General features: G+C 71.6%; 12 protein-coding genes, 1 tRNA gene and 1 pseudogene. 13 read left to right on the top strand and 1 reads right to left on the bottom strand.

What is annotated here, in order from left to right:
• The first annotated feature begins 62 nt into the window (after positions 1 to 62).
• Genes ACIP64_RS00835 through ACIP64_RS00820 form a run of 4 tightly spaced genes read left to right on the top strand, consistent with a single transcriptional unit; the run spans position 63 to position 3,206 of the window.
• Positions 63 to 245: a hypothetical protein gene (locus ACIP64_RS00835; RefSeq protein WP_401580338.1), complete on the top strand. Its 183-nt coding sequence runs from the start codon at positions 63 to 65 to the stop codon at positions 243 to 245.
• Positions 246 to 250: 5 nt separating this feature from the next.
• On the top strand, positions 251 to 1,651 hold the full coding sequence (repSA, locus tag ACIP64_RS00830; RefSeq protein WP_401580336.1) for a replication initiator protein RepSA: 1,401 nt from the start codon (positions 251 to 253) through the stop codon (positions 1,649 to 1,651).
• 11 nt (positions 1,652 to 1,662) lie between these two features.
• A complete protein-coding gene (locus tag ACIP64_RS00825; protein WP_401581106.1) occupies positions 1,663 to 1,836 on the top strand; it encodes a helix-turn-helix transcriptional regulator in 174 nt (57 codons plus the stop codon).
• The gene (locus ACIP64_RS00820) at positions 1,833 to 3,206 is read left to right on the top strand and encodes a tyrosine-type recombinase/integrase (RefSeq protein ID WP_401580334.1); all 1,374 of its coding nucleotides are present in this window, start codon (positions 1,833 to 1,835) and stop codon (positions 3,204 to 3,206) included. Before ACIP64_RS00825 ends, ACIP64_RS00820 begins: the two co-directional genes overlap by 4 nt.
• Positions 3,207 to 3,423: 217 nt before the next feature.
• Here ACIP64_RS00820 and ACIP64_RS00815 read toward each other — a convergent pair.
• Positions 3,424 to 3,495 (bottom strand) — tRNA-Arg (locus ACIP64_RS00815).
• A gap of 184 nt (positions 3,496 to 3,679) precedes the next feature.
• Here ACIP64_RS00815 and ACIP64_RS00810 point away from each other — a divergent pair.
• The 9 genes and pseudogenes from ACIP64_RS00810 to rpmE all read left to right on the top strand — a co-directional run bounded on the left by ACIP64_RS00810 (position 3,680) and on the right by rpmE (position 14,493).
• Positions 3,680 to 4,133, top strand: a pseudogene (locus ACIP64_RS00810) (response regulator).
• A 66-nt stretch (positions 4,134 to 4,199) separates the two neighbouring features.
• On the top strand, positions 4,200 to 5,174 hold the full coding sequence (nrtL, locus tag ACIP64_RS00805; protein ID WP_401580332.1) for an ArgS-related anticodon-binding protein NrtL: 975 nt from the start codon (positions 4,200 to 4,202) through the stop codon (positions 5,172 to 5,174).
• A gap of 19 nt (positions 5,175 to 5,193) precedes the next feature.
• A complete protein-coding gene (gene lysA / locus ACIP64_RS00800; RefSeq protein WP_401580330.1) occupies positions 5,194 to 6,585 on the top strand; it encodes a diaminopimelate decarboxylase in 1,392 nt (463 codons plus the stop codon).
• A 126-nt stretch (positions 6,586 to 6,711) separates the two neighbouring features.
• Positions 6,712 to 8,046, top strand: coding sequence for a homoserine dehydrogenase (locus ACIP64_RS00795; RefSeq protein ID WP_401580328.1), 1,335 nt, complete (start codon positions 6,712 to 6,714; stop codon positions 8,044 to 8,046).
• Between the two features lie 7 nt (positions 8,047 to 8,053).
• Positions 8,054 to 9,142 (top strand): threonine synthase, encoded by a 1,089-nt coding sequence (gene thrC, locus ACIP64_RS00790; RefSeq protein WP_401580326.1) that lies wholly within the window; start codon positions 8,054 to 8,056, stop codon positions 9,140 to 9,142.
• Between the two features lie 263 nt (positions 9,143 to 9,405).
• Positions 9,406 to 10,329: a homoserine kinase gene (gene thrB, locus ACIP64_RS00785; protein WP_401580325.1), complete on the top strand. Its 924-nt coding sequence runs from the start codon at positions 9,406 to 9,408 to the stop codon at positions 10,327 to 10,329.
• Positions 10,330 to 10,722: 393 nt separating this feature from the next.
• The gene (gene rho / locus ACIP64_RS00780) at positions 10,723 to 12,669 is read left to right on the top strand and encodes a transcription termination factor Rho (RefSeq protein WP_401580323.1); all 1,947 of its coding nucleotides are present in this window, start codon (positions 10,723 to 10,725) and stop codon (positions 12,667 to 12,669) included.
• Positions 12,670 to 13,017: 348 nt separating this feature from the next.
• Positions 13,018 to 14,145 (top strand): LCP family protein, encoded by a 1,128-nt coding sequence (locus tag ACIP64_RS00775; RefSeq protein WP_401581104.1) that lies wholly within the window; start codon positions 13,018 to 13,020, stop codon positions 14,143 to 14,145.
• A 123-nt stretch (positions 14,146 to 14,268) separates the two neighbouring features.
• Entirely contained in the window at positions 14,269 to 14,493 is a 225-nt protein-coding gene (rpmE, locus tag ACIP64_RS00770; protein WP_319659968.1) for a 50S ribosomal protein L31, read from the top strand.
• The last annotated feature ends 76 nt before the right edge of the window (positions 14,494 to 14,569 follow it).

Here is a 14,569-nt window from a genome sequence, read left to right as displayed (position 1 = left end):
ATCCGCCGCCCCGGGGACCACTGCCCCTTCCTGATCCAACAGACCCGAAAGGGACCCTCATCATGCCCCAGCACGCCCCGAACCGGCCTGTCTGCCGCGACTGCGACGGCTTCCCCGTCGTCGCCATCACCACCGGCACCCGCCTGACCGATGGAACCCGCGCCACCCTCCGGATCCTCTGCCCCGGCTGCTACGGCACCGGCCTTGCCCACTCCGCCCGCATCCTCGCCCGGACCGGGAGGTGAGCGACTTGACCGACACCGCCACCGCGGCGGGCCTGGACCCGGCCACCCTCGCAGACCTCCTGCGGGTGGCCGGGGCTCCGGACTTCCACCGCTGGCAGGAACAGATCCGCCGCACCGGCGGCTGCTCCGATCCCATCCACCTGACCGGCTACACCAAAACCCTCGACCGGGCCACCGGCCACGTCCTCCACGCCTACTCCACCGACACCGAACCCGGCGGACGGCTCCGCGTCGCCTGCGGCAACCGCCGCGCCTCCCGCTGCCCGTCGTGCGCCTGGACCTACGCCGGCGACACCTACCACCTCATCCGCGCCGGCCTCACCGGCGACCCGAACAAGGGCACCCCCGCCACCGTGCGGGTCCACCCGAAGGTGTTCGCCACCCTCACCGCCCCCTCCTTCGGCCCCGTCCACAACCGCCCAACCTCAGGCCGCTGCCGATGCGGCACGGCTCACCGTGAGGACGACACTGCGTTAGGCACGCCCCTCGACCCCGAGTCGTACGACTACGCGGGCGCGGTGCTGTGGAACAACCACGCCTCCGACCTGTGGCGGTACTTCACCATCTACCTCCGCCGCGAGATCGCCGCCCGCGCCGGCCTCACCCAGACTGCCGCCCGCGAACAGTCCCGGGTCTCCTTCGGCAAGGTCGCCGAATACCAACGCCGCGGCGCCGTCCACTTCCACGCCGTCGTCCGCTTCGACGGCCCAGACGGACCCGACACCGAACCCCCACCGTGGGCGACCCTCGACCTCCTCACCGACGCCATCCACGCCGCCGCACGCCGCGGCGCCGTCCCCGTCCCCGCTGCCGGCAACTACCCCGCCCGCACCCTGACCTGGGGCACACAGCTCGACATCCAGCCCATCCGCTCTGCCGACGCTGGCACGGACGGGGAACTGACCGAACAAGCGGTGGCCTCCTACGTGGCCAAGTACGCCACCAAAGCCGCCGAAACGACGGGGACCGTTGATCGCCGGGTCGGTAACCGCGAAGCCCTCGAACTCCTCGGCGTCCCCCCGCACCCGCGGCGGCTGATCGAAGCCTGCTTCGACCTCCACCGCCTCTACCCCGACCGCAAGCTCCTCGACTGGGCCCACATGCTCGGCTTCCGCGGCCACTTCTCCACCAAATCCCGCCGCTACTCCACCACCCTCGGCGCGCTGCGCCAGGTCCGAGCCGACTACCGCGCCGCCCAACAACGCGAAGCCCTCGGCCTACCCGACCCCGACGACTCCCCAGAGGCCACCACCCTCGTCCTCGCCCACTGGGCCTACGCCGGCCACGGCCACACCCCCGGCGAATCCTGGCTCGCCGCCACCATCCACCACGAGATCCAGCTCAACCGCGAAACCGCCCGAGAAGCCCTGCAAGACCTGCACGCCACGGAAGGAGCCGCAGCGTGAAAGACGAATTGATGACCGTCCCGCAGATCCTTGCCGAATTGGGAGGTGTCTCACGCCGTACTTTCTACCGCTGGCGCGAACTGGGGCAGGGTCCCGACGCGTTCAAGCTGCCCAACGGGGAGCTGCGGGTCTGGCGCAGTGACTTCATGGCGTGGCTGCGCCGGCTGGAGGCGACCGCCGCGTGAAGTCTCTCGACGTGAAGGTGTGGGCCGTTCGTAAGCGGAACACCAAGACGCCTTCCTACAACGTGCGCTGGTCCGTGGGGGGCCAGGTCTTCTCGGATACCTTCCGGACCAAAGGGCTCGCCGAGAACTTCCGCTCCAAGATCCTGCGGGCGGCCCATGATGGGGAAGAGTTCGACTCTGGCAGCGGTCTACCTGAGTCCATGGCCGAGAAGAAGTCCACGTTGACCTGGTACGACTTCGCGCTCAGGTATCTGGCGATGAAGTGGCCTCACGCCGCGCCGAATACGCGGGTCGGGATCAATGAATCCCTGGCAGCGGTGACCGTGACGCTTCTGGACGATCGTCTCGGCCGGCCGCCGGAAGAACTGCTTCGGAAGGCTCTACGGAACTGGGCTTTCGTTCTGCCGGGGCCGAATGATCGGGAACTGCCTGCGGAGATGGCCAACGCGCTGCACTGGGTGTCAAAGGCATCACGTCCGCTGGCCGACCTCGGGGACCCGGTGATCGGCCGTGCCGTACTCGATTCCCTCAAGCTCAAATTGGATGGCACTGCCGCGGCGGCCGAGACCGTGCGCCGGAAGCGACGGACGCTCGTCAATGCCATGCATTACGCGGTCGACCTGGGCGCGTTTCCGGAGAATCCGCTCGCCGGCGTCCGGTGGCAAAAGCCCAAGGTTTCCAGCGAGGTAGATCCCCGGGTCGTCGCCAATCCTCACCAGGCCCGCGCCTTGCTGTACGCCGTGTCGTACATCGGCGGCTACCGACGTGCCCGCGGCCGGCGCCTGGTCGGCCTGTTCGCAGCGATGTACTTCGGGGGCCTGCGCCCGGCCGAAGCGGTCGGCCTCGCCGATACCGACCTTGTCCTCCCCGCCACCGGATGGGGCTCCGCCCTGCTCCACCGCACACGCCCGAGCGTCGGCAAGCAGTGGACGGATACGGGGGAGAGCCACGACGACCGCGGGCTGAAGAACCGGCCCGCTGAGGACGTGCGCCGGGTGCCGCTTCCCCCGCAGCTGGTGGTCATCTTCCGGGAACACCTCGACACCTTCGGGACGGCCAGCGACGGGCGCCTGTTCTTCAGCGAGGGCGGGGGAGTGGTTTCCTCATCCTCCTACTACCGGGCGTGGCAGGAGGCTCGGCTACTGGCGCTGCCGCCGGCTGTGGCCGCCTCACCGCTCGCCCGGCGTCCCTACGACCTGCGGCACTCGGCGCTGTCGACCTGGCTGAACGCCGGCGTGGACGCCACCGAGGTTGCCGAACGGGCAGGCAACAGTGTGGAGGTGCTGCTGAGTCGGTACGCCAAGTGCATCGACGGCCGGCAGGAGGTGGCGAACCGCCGGATTGAGGACCTGTTGCGCGAGTACGAGTGACGTCCCGCGGACTTCTGCGATCCTGGCCCCTGGACCTGTCCAGGGGCCTTCGCCGTTTTCGGGCGCTGACCTGGGCTGATGGCCCAAGATCCTGTCCACGTACTGTCCACAGACCCCGCCCTACAGCCACTTTCGGCGGCACACGCCTGCGCATACGCAAAGACCCCGCACTCAGCGTCTTGGCTGGTGGCGGGGTCTTTTGGCACCTCGTGCGAGGTGCCCCCGGCAGGATTCGAACCTGCGCACACGGCTCCGGAGGCCGTTGCTCTATCCCCTGAGCTACGGGGGCGTGTCGTCCGCCTCGGCGGTGACGGGTGAAACCTTACCAGTACGCAGGGGGTGACCGTGTACAGGGTTTCCCGGGGCGTCGGGCCCGCGTCGGCCCCATGCCCATCCGGCGTCAGGCCCGCGTCGACACTGCCACCTCCCGTCCCCCGGTCGGGGAAGAAGTGGGGAAAACGCGGACGCATCCCATGTCGCGCGCCTAGGCTTCACTGTGTGCCGGGCGCGTCCGGCCGGGTGCTTGTGGTCGACGACAACAAGGTCATCCGGCAGTTGATCAGGGTCAATCTCGAGCTGGAGGGCTTCGAGGTCGTGACCGCGGCCGATGGTGTCGAGTGCCTGGACGTCGTGCACCGCGTGCGCCCGGATGTCGTCACCCTGGACGTGGTCATGCCGCGCCTGGACGGGATACGGACCGCGGCCCGCCTGCGTGCCGATCCGCGCACCCGCGAGGTCCGCATCGTCGTGATCAGCGCCTGCACCCAGGCCGAGGTCGAGAGCGGTGTCGCCGCCGGCGTGGACGCCTTCCTGGGCAAGCCGTTCGAGCCCGCCGACCTGGTCCGTGTCGTCCGCGCCCTCGCCGCCGGCCCCGGCAGGACCGGCGAAGAGGAAGAGGCCCCCGCCGCCAGCCCCGGCGGCGCCTGACCGAAGGCGCCCGACGGGTGAAACCGGTTCGCGTGGCCACCCCCCTCCTCGCCTAGGCTTGCCAGCGTGACCCCCGCCGAGCTCTCCCGCACCGTGCTGAGCGCGGTGCGCCGTGCCGTCGAGGCCGATGAGCTCCACCTCGCGGGGCCCGTCCCGGACCGGGTTGTCGTCCGCCGGCCGCCCCGCCCCGGATGCGGGGACTGGGCCACCAACGTCGCCCTGCAACTGGCCCCCCTCACCGGCGCTCCGCCCCTCGCCGTCGCCGACGTCATCCGGGGCCACCTGGCCGCCCTCCCCGGCATCGCGCGGGTCGACGTCGCCCACCCCGGGTTCCTCAACATCACCCTCGAAGGGGACTCCTACGACGCCCTCGTCGGCCTCGTCCGCGAGCAGGGCCCGCGCTACGGCATCGGACACCACCCCGCCCCCGCCCCCCAGGGGCACGCCGACGCCCGCGCCAACGCCTTCGCCGCCGCCCTGCACCGGCTCCACGCTGCCACCGGCATCGCCCCGCCCGCCCGCCGCCCGCACCCCGTGCGGGAAACGGCGGACGACCTGCTGCGCACCCTCGGCCCCGACGCCACCGCCTGGGCCCTGCTGCGCCCGCCCGCCGAGGACGCCCCCCGCACCGACCCCGCCGAGCTCCTCGCGCAGCGCGAGAGCAACCCCCTGTTCCGGGTCCGGTACGCTCACGCCCGGGCCCGGGCCCTGCTGCGCAACGCCCACGATCTGGGCATCGGCCCCGGTGCGACCGAGGACCTCCGCCACCCCGCGGAGGCCGAACTGCTCGGCCTGATCGCCGACTTCCCCCGCACCGTGCAGGCCGCGGCCCGGCACGGCGCGCCGGACCGGCCGGCCCGGCACCTCGAGCACACCGCGGACGCCTTCCTCCGCTTCCACGACACGTGCCCGGCGCTGCCCAAGGGCGACGAGAAACCCTCGGCCGTTCACGGCACCCGGCTGGCCCTCGCCGACGCCGCCGGGACCGTGCTCGCCAACGGCCTGACCCTGCTCGGCATCAGCGCCCCCCGACACCTGTGACAGCAGAGAGCACCCGACGATGAGCCGTTCCGCACACCCCGCAGGCCCCCGCTACGCCGACGTCCTCCCCGAGGGCCACTACGCCGCGCCGCCCGCCGACCTCAACGCCCTCGACCCGCGCGTATGGGCCCGTACCGTCACCCGGGACGCCGGCGGCGTCACCACCGTGGGCGGGCTGGACGTCCGGCAGCTGGCCGAGGAGTTCGGCACCCCCGCCTACATCCTGGACGAGTCCGACTTCCGGGCCCGCTGCCGCGCCTGGCGCGAGGCCTTCGGCGACGGCGCCGACGTCTTCTACGCCGGCAAGGCGTTCCTGTCCCGCGCGGTGGTGCGCTGGCTGCACGAGGAGGGCCTGAACCTCGACGTCTGCTCCGGCGGCGAACTCGCGGTGGCCCTGTCGGCCGGCATGCCCGCCGAGCGCATCGCGCTGCACGGCAACAACAAGAGCGGCGAGGAGATCCACCAGGCCGTCGAGGCCGGGGTGGGGCGCATCGTGCTGGACTCGTTCCAGGAGATCGTCCGGGTCGCGGACGCCGCGCAGCGCCTGGGCCGGCGGCAGCCGGTGCAGATCCGCGTCACGGTCGGCGTGGAGGCGCACACCCACGAGTTCATCGCCACCGCCCACGAGGACCAGAAGTTCGGCTTCTCCCTCACCGGTGGCGACGCCGCCGAGGCGGTGCGCCGCGTGCTGCGCCTGGAGTCGCTGGAACTGGTCGGCATCCACTCCCACATCGGCTCGCAGATCTTCGACACCTCGGGCTTCGAGGTGGCCGCGCACCGCGTGATCGGGCTGCTGAAGCAGATCCGCGACGAGCACGGTGTGGAGCTGCCCGAGATCGACCTCGGCGGCGGCCTCGGCATCGCGTACACCGCGGACGACGACCCGCGCGAGCCGTACGAGATCGCCAAGTCGCTGGGCGAGATCGTCGCCCGCGAGTGCCGGGCGGCGGAGCTGGCCGCGCCGCGGCTGTCGGTGGAGCCGGGCCGGGCGATCGTGGGCCCGACCGCGTTCACCCTCTACGAGGTGGGCACGATCAAGCCGCTGGAGGGGTTGCGCACGTACGTCAGCGTGGACGGCGGCATGTCGGACAACATCCGCACGGCGCTGTACGACGCCGAGTACAGCGTCGCCCTGGTGTCGCGCAGCAGCGACGCCGAGCCGATGCTGACGCGGGTCGTGGGCAAGCACTGCGAGTCCGGCGACATCGTCGTACGGGACGCCTTCCTCCCCGCCGACCTGGCCCCCGGCGACCTGCTGGCGGTGCCCGCGACCGGGGCGTACTGCCGCTCGATGGCGAGCAACTACAACCACGCGCTGCGGCCGCCGGTGGTGGCGGTCGGGGACGGCGCGGCCCGGGTGATCGTCCGGCGCGAGACGGAGGAGGACCTGTTCCGTCTCGACGTCGGCTGACGTGGAGTCCCGTACAGAAAAGGCTTGGTCTCGCGATCCGGACACGGCGTGGAATCTCCCGTCCGGTGCGTGAGACTGGGACCGTCCAAAGAGCTCGAAAGAGCCGAAAACGCGAAGCGAGGTCGGATGATGCGTACGCGTCCGCTGAAGGTGGCGCTGCTGGGCTGTGGAGTGGTCGGCTCCGAGGTGGCGCGCATCATGACGACGCACGCGGACGACCTCGCCGCGCGCATCGGCGCACCGGTGGAGCTCGCGGGCATCGCGGTGCGCCGTCCGAACCGGGTGCGCGCGGGGGTGGCTCCCGGGCTGCTGACCACGGATGCGACGGCCCTGGTCAAACGCGGGGACATCGATGTGGTCATCGAGGTCATCGGTGGCATCGAGCCCGCCCGCTCGCTGATCACCACGGCCTTCGAGCACGGCGCGAGCGTGGTCTCCGCCAACAAGGCGCTGCTGGCCGCGGACGGCACGGCGCTGCACGCCGCGGCCGTCGAGGCGGGCGTCGACCTCTATTACGAGGCCGCGGTCGCCGGTGCCATCCCGCTGATCCGCCCGCTGCGCGAGTCGCTGGCCGGCGACCGGGTCGACCGGGTGCTCGGCATCGTCAACGGAACGACCAACTTCATCCTCGACAAGATGGACTCCACGGGCGCGGGCTACTCCGAGGCGCTGGACGAGGCCACCGCGCTGGGGTACGCCGAGGCCGATCCGACCGCCGACGTCGAGGGCTTCGACGCGGCCGCCAAGGCCGCGATCCTGGCGGGCATCGCCTTCCACACCCGGGTGACGATCGGCGACGTGCACCGCGAGGGCATCACCGAGGTCACCGCGGGCGACATCGCCTCGGCCAAGGAGATGGGCTGCACGGTCAAGCTGCTGGCGATCTGCGAGCGCAGTGCCGACGGCAGTTCGGTGACCGCCCGCGTGCATCCGGCGATGATCCCGCTGACCCACCCGCTGGCGAATGTGCGCGGTGCCTACAACGCGGTCTTCGTGGAGGCGGCGGCCGCCGGCCGGCTGATGTTCTACGGTCCCGGCGCGGGCGGTTCGCCGACGGCGTCCGCGGTGCTGGGCGACCTGGTGGCCACCTGCCGCAACAAGCTGGCGAACACCACGGGCCCGGGGGAGTCGGCGTACGCGCGGCTGACCGTGCGCCCGATGGACGACGTGGTCACGCGCTACCACATCAGCCTGGACGTGGCCGACAAACCGGGTGTCCTGGCCCAGGTGGCCACGGTGTTCGCCGAGCACCAGGTGTCGATCGACACCGTCCGCCAGCAGGGCAGGGAGCAGGCCGGCACCGACGACGGCGGACGTGTCGCCGTCGACGGCGGTGAGGCGTCCCTCGTCGTCGTCACCCATCGCGCACCGGACGCCGCGCTCGCGGCCACCGTCGAGGCCCTGCGCAAACTCGACACCGTACGGGGCGTCGCCAGCATCATGCGCGTCGAAGGGGAGTGATCCAGCGATGAACGCAGTCTCGGCCGTCCGCGGCCCCGCCACCCACCAGTGGCGCGGCCTCATCGAGGAGTACCGGGAGCGTCTGCCGGTCACCGCGCGGACCCCGGTGGTCACCCTGCTGGAGGGCGGCACACCGCTGGTGCCCGCCCAGGTGCTGTCCGAGCGCACGGGCTGCGAGGTGTACCTGAAGGTCGAGGGCGCCAACCCCACCGGTTCGTTCAAGGACCGCGGCATGACGATGGCCATCTCCAAGGCCAAGGGGGAGGGCGCGCAGGCGGTCATCTGCGCCTCCACGGGCAACACCTCCGCGTCGGCGGCGGCCTACGCGGTGCGCGCCGGGATGGTGTGCGCGGTGCTGGTGCCGCAGGGCAAGATCGCGCTGGGCAAGATGGGCCAGGCGCTGGTGCACGGCGCGCGCATCCTCCAGGTGGACGGCAACTTCGACGACTGCCTCGACCTCGCGCGCGGACTGTCCGACAAGTACCCGGTGGCGCTGGTGAATTCGGTGAACCCGGTGCGCATCGAGGGCCAGAAGACAGCCGCGTTCGAGATCGTCGACGCGCTCGGCGACGCTCCCGACATCCATGTGCTGCCGGTGGGCAACGCGGGCAACATCACGGCCTATTGGAAGGGGTACCGCGAGTACTCCCGGGACGGCATCTCCACCCGCAACCCGCGGATGTGGGGCTTCCAGGCCCTGGGCGCGGCCCCGATCGTGCTGGGCCACCCGGTCCTGAAGCCGCAGACGATCGCCACCGCGATCCGGATCGGCAACCCGGCGTCCTGGCGGTACGCCGAGGAGGCGCGGGACGAATCCGGCGGTCTCATCGACTCGGTGACGGACCGTCAAATCCTGTCCGCCTACCGGCTGTTGGCCGCGCAGGAGGGCGTCTTCGTGGAGCCGGCCTCCGCCGCGAGCGTCGCGGGACTGCTCAAGGCGGCCGAGGAGGGCAGGGTCGACCCGGGCCAGCGCATCGTCTGCACCGTCACCGGCAACGGCCTGAAGGACCCGGGCTGGGCGGTGGAGGGCGCGCCGCAGCCGATCGTCGTCCCGGTCGACGCCGACGCGGCCGCCGACCGGCTCGGGCTGCTCTGACCCGCTCCGGCAGCAGGGGCGCACGGTCCCGCTCGCGACACGCATCACGCGCTGTCCGTGCGCCCTATGTCGCAGCAGAACCTTCCTTCGATAGGCTGGCTTCACACCGGCGCCACTGCACGCCGTTCTGGCCCATGCCAATGGCATCGTCCCCGAGCAGGGGACGGTCCTGGTACGGTCCCCCAAGTCCCCGCCCCCGTACGGCAACGATGCCCTCGTGCCGCGGGGCGGAACGCACTTGAAGCAAGGAGAGTCATCGAACGATGGCCGGACCCGCCTTCCGCGCCGCCGCCGTCCGAGTGCGCGTCCCCGCGACCAGCGCCAACCTCGGACCGGGCTTCGACGCCTTCGGCCTGGCCCTCGGGCTCTACGACGACGTCGTGGTCCGGGTGGCCGACTCCGGTCTGCACGTCGACATCGCCGGCGAGGGCGCGCAGACGCTCTCCCGCGACGAGAACCACCTGGTCGTACGGTCCCTGCGGACCGCCTTCGACCTGCTGGGCGGCCAGCCGCGCGGCCTGGAGGTCGTCTGCGCCAACCGCATCCCGCACGGCCGCGGCCTCGGCTCCTCCTCCGCCGCCATCTGCGCCGGCATCATGGCCGCCCGCGCGGTGACGATAGGCGGCCAGGAACGGCTCGACGACGCCGCCGTGCTGGAGCTGGCCAACGAGATCGAGGGCCACCCCGACAATGTCGCCGCCTGTCTGCTCGGCGGCTTCACCCTCGCCTGGACGGAGGGCGGCTCCGCGCACGCGGTCCGGATGGACCCCGTGGAGTCGGTCGTCCCGGTGGTGTTCGTGCCGTCGAGGCCGGTGCTGACCGAGACCGCGCGGGGACTGCTGCCGCGCACCGTTCCGCACGTGGACGCCGCGGCCAACGCGGGACGCGCCGCACTGCTCGTCGAGGCCCTGACCAGGCGCCCCGAGCTGCTGCTCCCCGCCACCGAGGACCGGCTGCACCAGGAGTACCGGGCGCCGGCGATGCCCGAGAGCGTGGCGCTGGTGAACCTTCTGCGCGCGGAGAGCGTCCCTGCTGTCATCTCCGGCGCGGGACCGACGGTGCTGGCGCTGGCGGCGGAGGACACCGCCGACAAGGTCTCCCTGCTCGCGGGGGAGGGGTGGGCGGCCAATCGCCTGACCCTCGACGCGGCGGGGGCGAGTGTGCTGCCGCTCGCCGTGGGGCAGTGACACGATTGCCGGTCGAAGAGAGGGGGAATGTTTGGTGGATCGGGTAGTGTTAATCTCATTGCTGCACTCGCGGACTCAGGTACTCAACCACTGTTCCTGTTGTCCGGGTGCTCTGTGTCCCGCATCGGGACCGCCATTCTTCCGGGAGCCTCCCACACCGCATAGGCAGCCTGCCTGAGCAGTGCCGAGCACGCTCCGGAGTCGGCGCGGGTGACATTTCACCCGAGAGTGAACTCTCACCTCGCCGGAACTGTGTTTTGACTCGTTCCATTATTTCTCCGCCATCAGGCGGACCACCGCCCCGGGTCCGGACAGTCATATGGACCGGATCCGGACAGCACAACCGGTCGCCGAGCCAGACAGGCCGACGTCCGCTCCAGGGAAGGACCCTTCGTGAGCGACACCACCGATCTGATGGGCGTACGCGCAGACAGCCCTGTCGCCGCGTCCGATGCTGCCGCGCCTGCCACCGGTGCTGCCACTGCCCCCGCCGCGCGGCGTCGCCGCGCGGGTACCGGTCTGGAGGGCATGGTTCTCGCCGAGCTGCAGCAGCTCGCCTCCGGTCTGGGCATCAAGGGCACCGCGCGGATGCGCAAGAGCCAGCTCATCGAGACCATCAAGGCCGCGCAGTCCGGCGGCCCCAAGGCCACTGCCGGCGAGGGCGCCGAGCCCGCCGCCGACAAGCCGAAGCGCCGCGCCACCTCCCGCACCCGTACGGGTGAATCCGGTGAGGCCCCGGCCGCCACGGGCACCGAGCAGCCGAAGCAGATCGAGATCCCCGGCCAGCCGGCCGGCGAGAAGACCGCTCCCGCGGCCAGGGCGGAGCAGTCCGCGGAGGGCCGGGGTGAGGCGCGTGCCGAGGCCGCGGCCGACACGGCCGAGGGCCGTGCCGGCGGCGACGCCAAGGGCGGCGAGGACCGCCGCGAGAGCCGTCGCGACCGCCAGCGCGACCGTCAGCGCGACCGCCGCAAGGGCGGCGAGGACGGCGGCGGCCAGCAGCAGCAGCGTCAGCAGGGCGGCGGCGGCCAGCAGGGCCAGCAGCAGCACCAGCAGCAGGGCGGCGGCCCGCAGGGTGGCGGCGCGCAGGACGACGACGAGTTCGACGGCAGCGGCCGCCGGCGCCGGGGCCGTTACCGCGACCGCCGCGGGCGCGGTGGCAACCGCCGCGAGGACTTCGCGAGCGAGCCGCAGGTCGCCGACGACGACGTCCTGATCCCGGTCGCGGGCATCCTGGACATCCTCGACAACTACGCGTTCATCCGGACCTCCGGCTACCTGCCCGGCCCGAACGACGTGTACGTCTCGCTGGCCCAGGTCCGCAAGAACGGCCTGCGCAAGGGCGACCACGTCACCGGCGCCGTCCGGCAGCCGAAGGACGGCGAGCGCCGCGAGAAGTTCAACGCGCTGGTCCGCCTGGACTCGACCAACGGCATGGCCCCCGACTCCGGGCGCGGGCGGCCGGAGTTCAACAAGCTGACGCCGCTGTACCCGCAGGACCGGCTCCGACTGGAGACCGACCCGGGCGTGCTGACGACCCGGATCATCGACCTCGTCGCGCCGATCGGCAAGGGCCAGCGCGGTCTGATCGTGGCCCCGCCGAAGACCGGCAAGACCATGATCATGCAGGCGATCGCCAACGCGATCACCCGCAACAACCCCGAGTGCCACCTGATGGTCGTCCTCGTCGACGAGCGTCCCGAAGAGGTCACCGACATGCAGCGGTCGGTGAAGGGCGAGGTCATCTCCTCGACCTTCGACCGCCCGGCCGAGGACCACACCACGGTCGCCGAGCTCGCCATCGAGCGGGCCAAGCGCCTGGTGGAACTCGGACACGACGTCGTGGTCCTGCTGGACTCCATCACCCGCCTGGGCCGCGCGTACAACCTCGCGGCGCCCGCCTCCGGCCGCATCCTGTCCGGTGGTGTCGACTCGACCGCGCTGTACCCGCCGAAGCGCTTCTTCGGCGCGGCGCGCAACATCGAGGACGGCGGCTCGCTGACCATCCTGGCCACCGCGCTGGTCGAGACCGGCTCGCGCATGGACGAGGTGATCTTCGAGGAGTTCAAGGGCACCGGCAACATGGAGCTCAAGCTCGACCGGAAGCTCGCCGACAAGCGGATCTTCCCGGCGGTCGACGTCGACCCGTCCGGTACCCGCAAGGAGGAGATCCTGCTCGCTCCCGACGAACTGAGCATCGTCTGGAAGCTGCGCCGGGTGCTGCACGCGCTCGACTCGCAGCAGGCGATCGAGCTGCTGCTGGACAAGATGAAGCAGACCAAGTCCAACGCCGAGTTCCTGATGCAGATCGCGAAGACGACCCCGGGCACGAACAACGACTGACGTCCGGACGAACCACGGGGCGGGTTCCGGCACTTGAGTGCCGGGACCCGCCCCTTTTCCGTACGCGGCCGGCGGAGCCGCCCCGCGGGCCCGCGGCATCCGGGTGACCAGCGGGGACCGGCGCGGGCGCCGGGAGAGGGCCGACCGTGTGGCTCTGGGACCACGGGTCCCGGCGCGTCCTGGGACAGGGCGCACCGGGACCCGCTGTCATGGCTGGGTGCACGATCGCCAGGAACCCCGAGCCGTCCCCGGACGTCTTCCAAGGGGGGACATTTCGTCCCATGACCGATGACCACGACCACGGGGGGCACCCGAAGCCACGACGAGCCGACGAGAACCGAGGAGCTCATGGGCCACGAGGCGGACCACGGACGACGGACGTCATCGCGGCGGCGCAGGAGCGCCCGCGGGCGCGCGCTGCGCTACACGGCCTGGGGCGTGGCGACCGTCCTGCTGCTGGCCACCGCGGCGGTCGGCTGCCTGTACCTGAAGCTCAACGGGAACATCCGCGGCATCGACATCAACGCCCTGCTGGGGCGTGACCGGCCCCGCGACGTCGACAACGGCTCGATGGACATCCTCGTCCTCGGCTCCGACTCGCGGTCCGGCGCGAACGCGAAGGCCGGCGGCGGCCAGGACGACGGCACGGCCCGTTCGGACACCGCGATGATCGTCCATGTCTACCCGGGCCACCGCAAGGCCGCCGTGGTCAGCATCCCCCGGGACACCCTCGTCGACCGGCCCTCGTGCGCCGGGCCGGGCGGCGGCACCGTGCCCGCCGTGGCGAACGAGATGTTCAACGAGGCGTACGCGGTCGGCGGCCCGGCCTGCACGGTCAAGACCGTCGAGACGATGACCGGCATCCGCATGGACCACTACATGGAGGTCGACTTCACCGGCTTCCAGCGGCTCATCGACGCCCTCGGCGGGGTCAGCGTCACCACCAGCCGCGCGATCAGCGACAACGAGAGCCATCTGCACCTGCCGGCCGGCACCCACCACCTGGACGGCAAGCAGGCCCTCGGCCTGGTCAGGACCCGGCACGGGGTCGGCGACGGCAGCGACCTCGGCCGGATAAGGCTCCAGCAGGCCTTCCTGAAGGCGCTGGTCGACCGGGTCGACAAGATCGGGGTGCTGGGCTCGCCGACGCGGCTGTACAAGATCGCCAGTACCGCCACCGGCGCCATCACCACCGACTCCGAGCTGGCCTCGGTCAAGAAGCTGGTCGACCTGGGGGAGAGCCTGAAGGACCTGGGCTCCCGGCACATCTCCATGGTCACCATGCCGGTGCGCTACGACCCGGCCGACCCCAACCGGGTCGTCCCGCTGACCGCGCAGACCCAGCAGATCTGGGCCGCCCTGCGCGCCGACCGCCCGATCCCGCGCTCGGCGACCAAGGGCTCGGCCGCCGACGAGGTGGACACCGGCGGTGTCGTCAGGAGCACCCCGCAGGCCCGGGACGGCGGCCAGGAATAGTTCCGGGCCGTCCCCGGTTTGGGGAGATGCGGCCAGTGCTGGCAGACTGGTACGTCGGCCCCGGTTCACGTGACGCAAGCCCGTGCCACGACCCGGGACCCTCCCGATCACTAGGAGTTCCCCTTGAAGCGCGACATCCACCCGGAGTACGTCGAGACCCAGGTCAGCTGCACCTGTGGCAACTCGTTCACCACGCGTAGCACCGTCGGCGGCGGCGTCATCCGTGCCGACGTCTGCTCCGCGTGCCACCCGTTCTACACGGGCAAGCAGAAGATCCTCGACACCGGTGGCCGCGTGGCCCGCTTCGAGGCCCGCTTCGGCAAGGCGGCCGGGTCCGCCAAGAAGTAGCGACCCGAAAGCGCCGGTCCACGGCCGCCCGGATATCCTCCGGCGGCCGGACCGGCGCTTTGTCGTCCACAGGCTG

Origin of the sequence: Streptomyces sp. NPDC088733 (assembly GCF_044751185.1) — a bacterium.
Taxonomy (GTDB): Bacteria; Actinomycetota; Actinomycetes; order Streptomycetales; family Streptomycetaceae; genus Actinacidiphila.
This window is presented reverse-complemented; position numbering and strand designations above follow the sequence as displayed.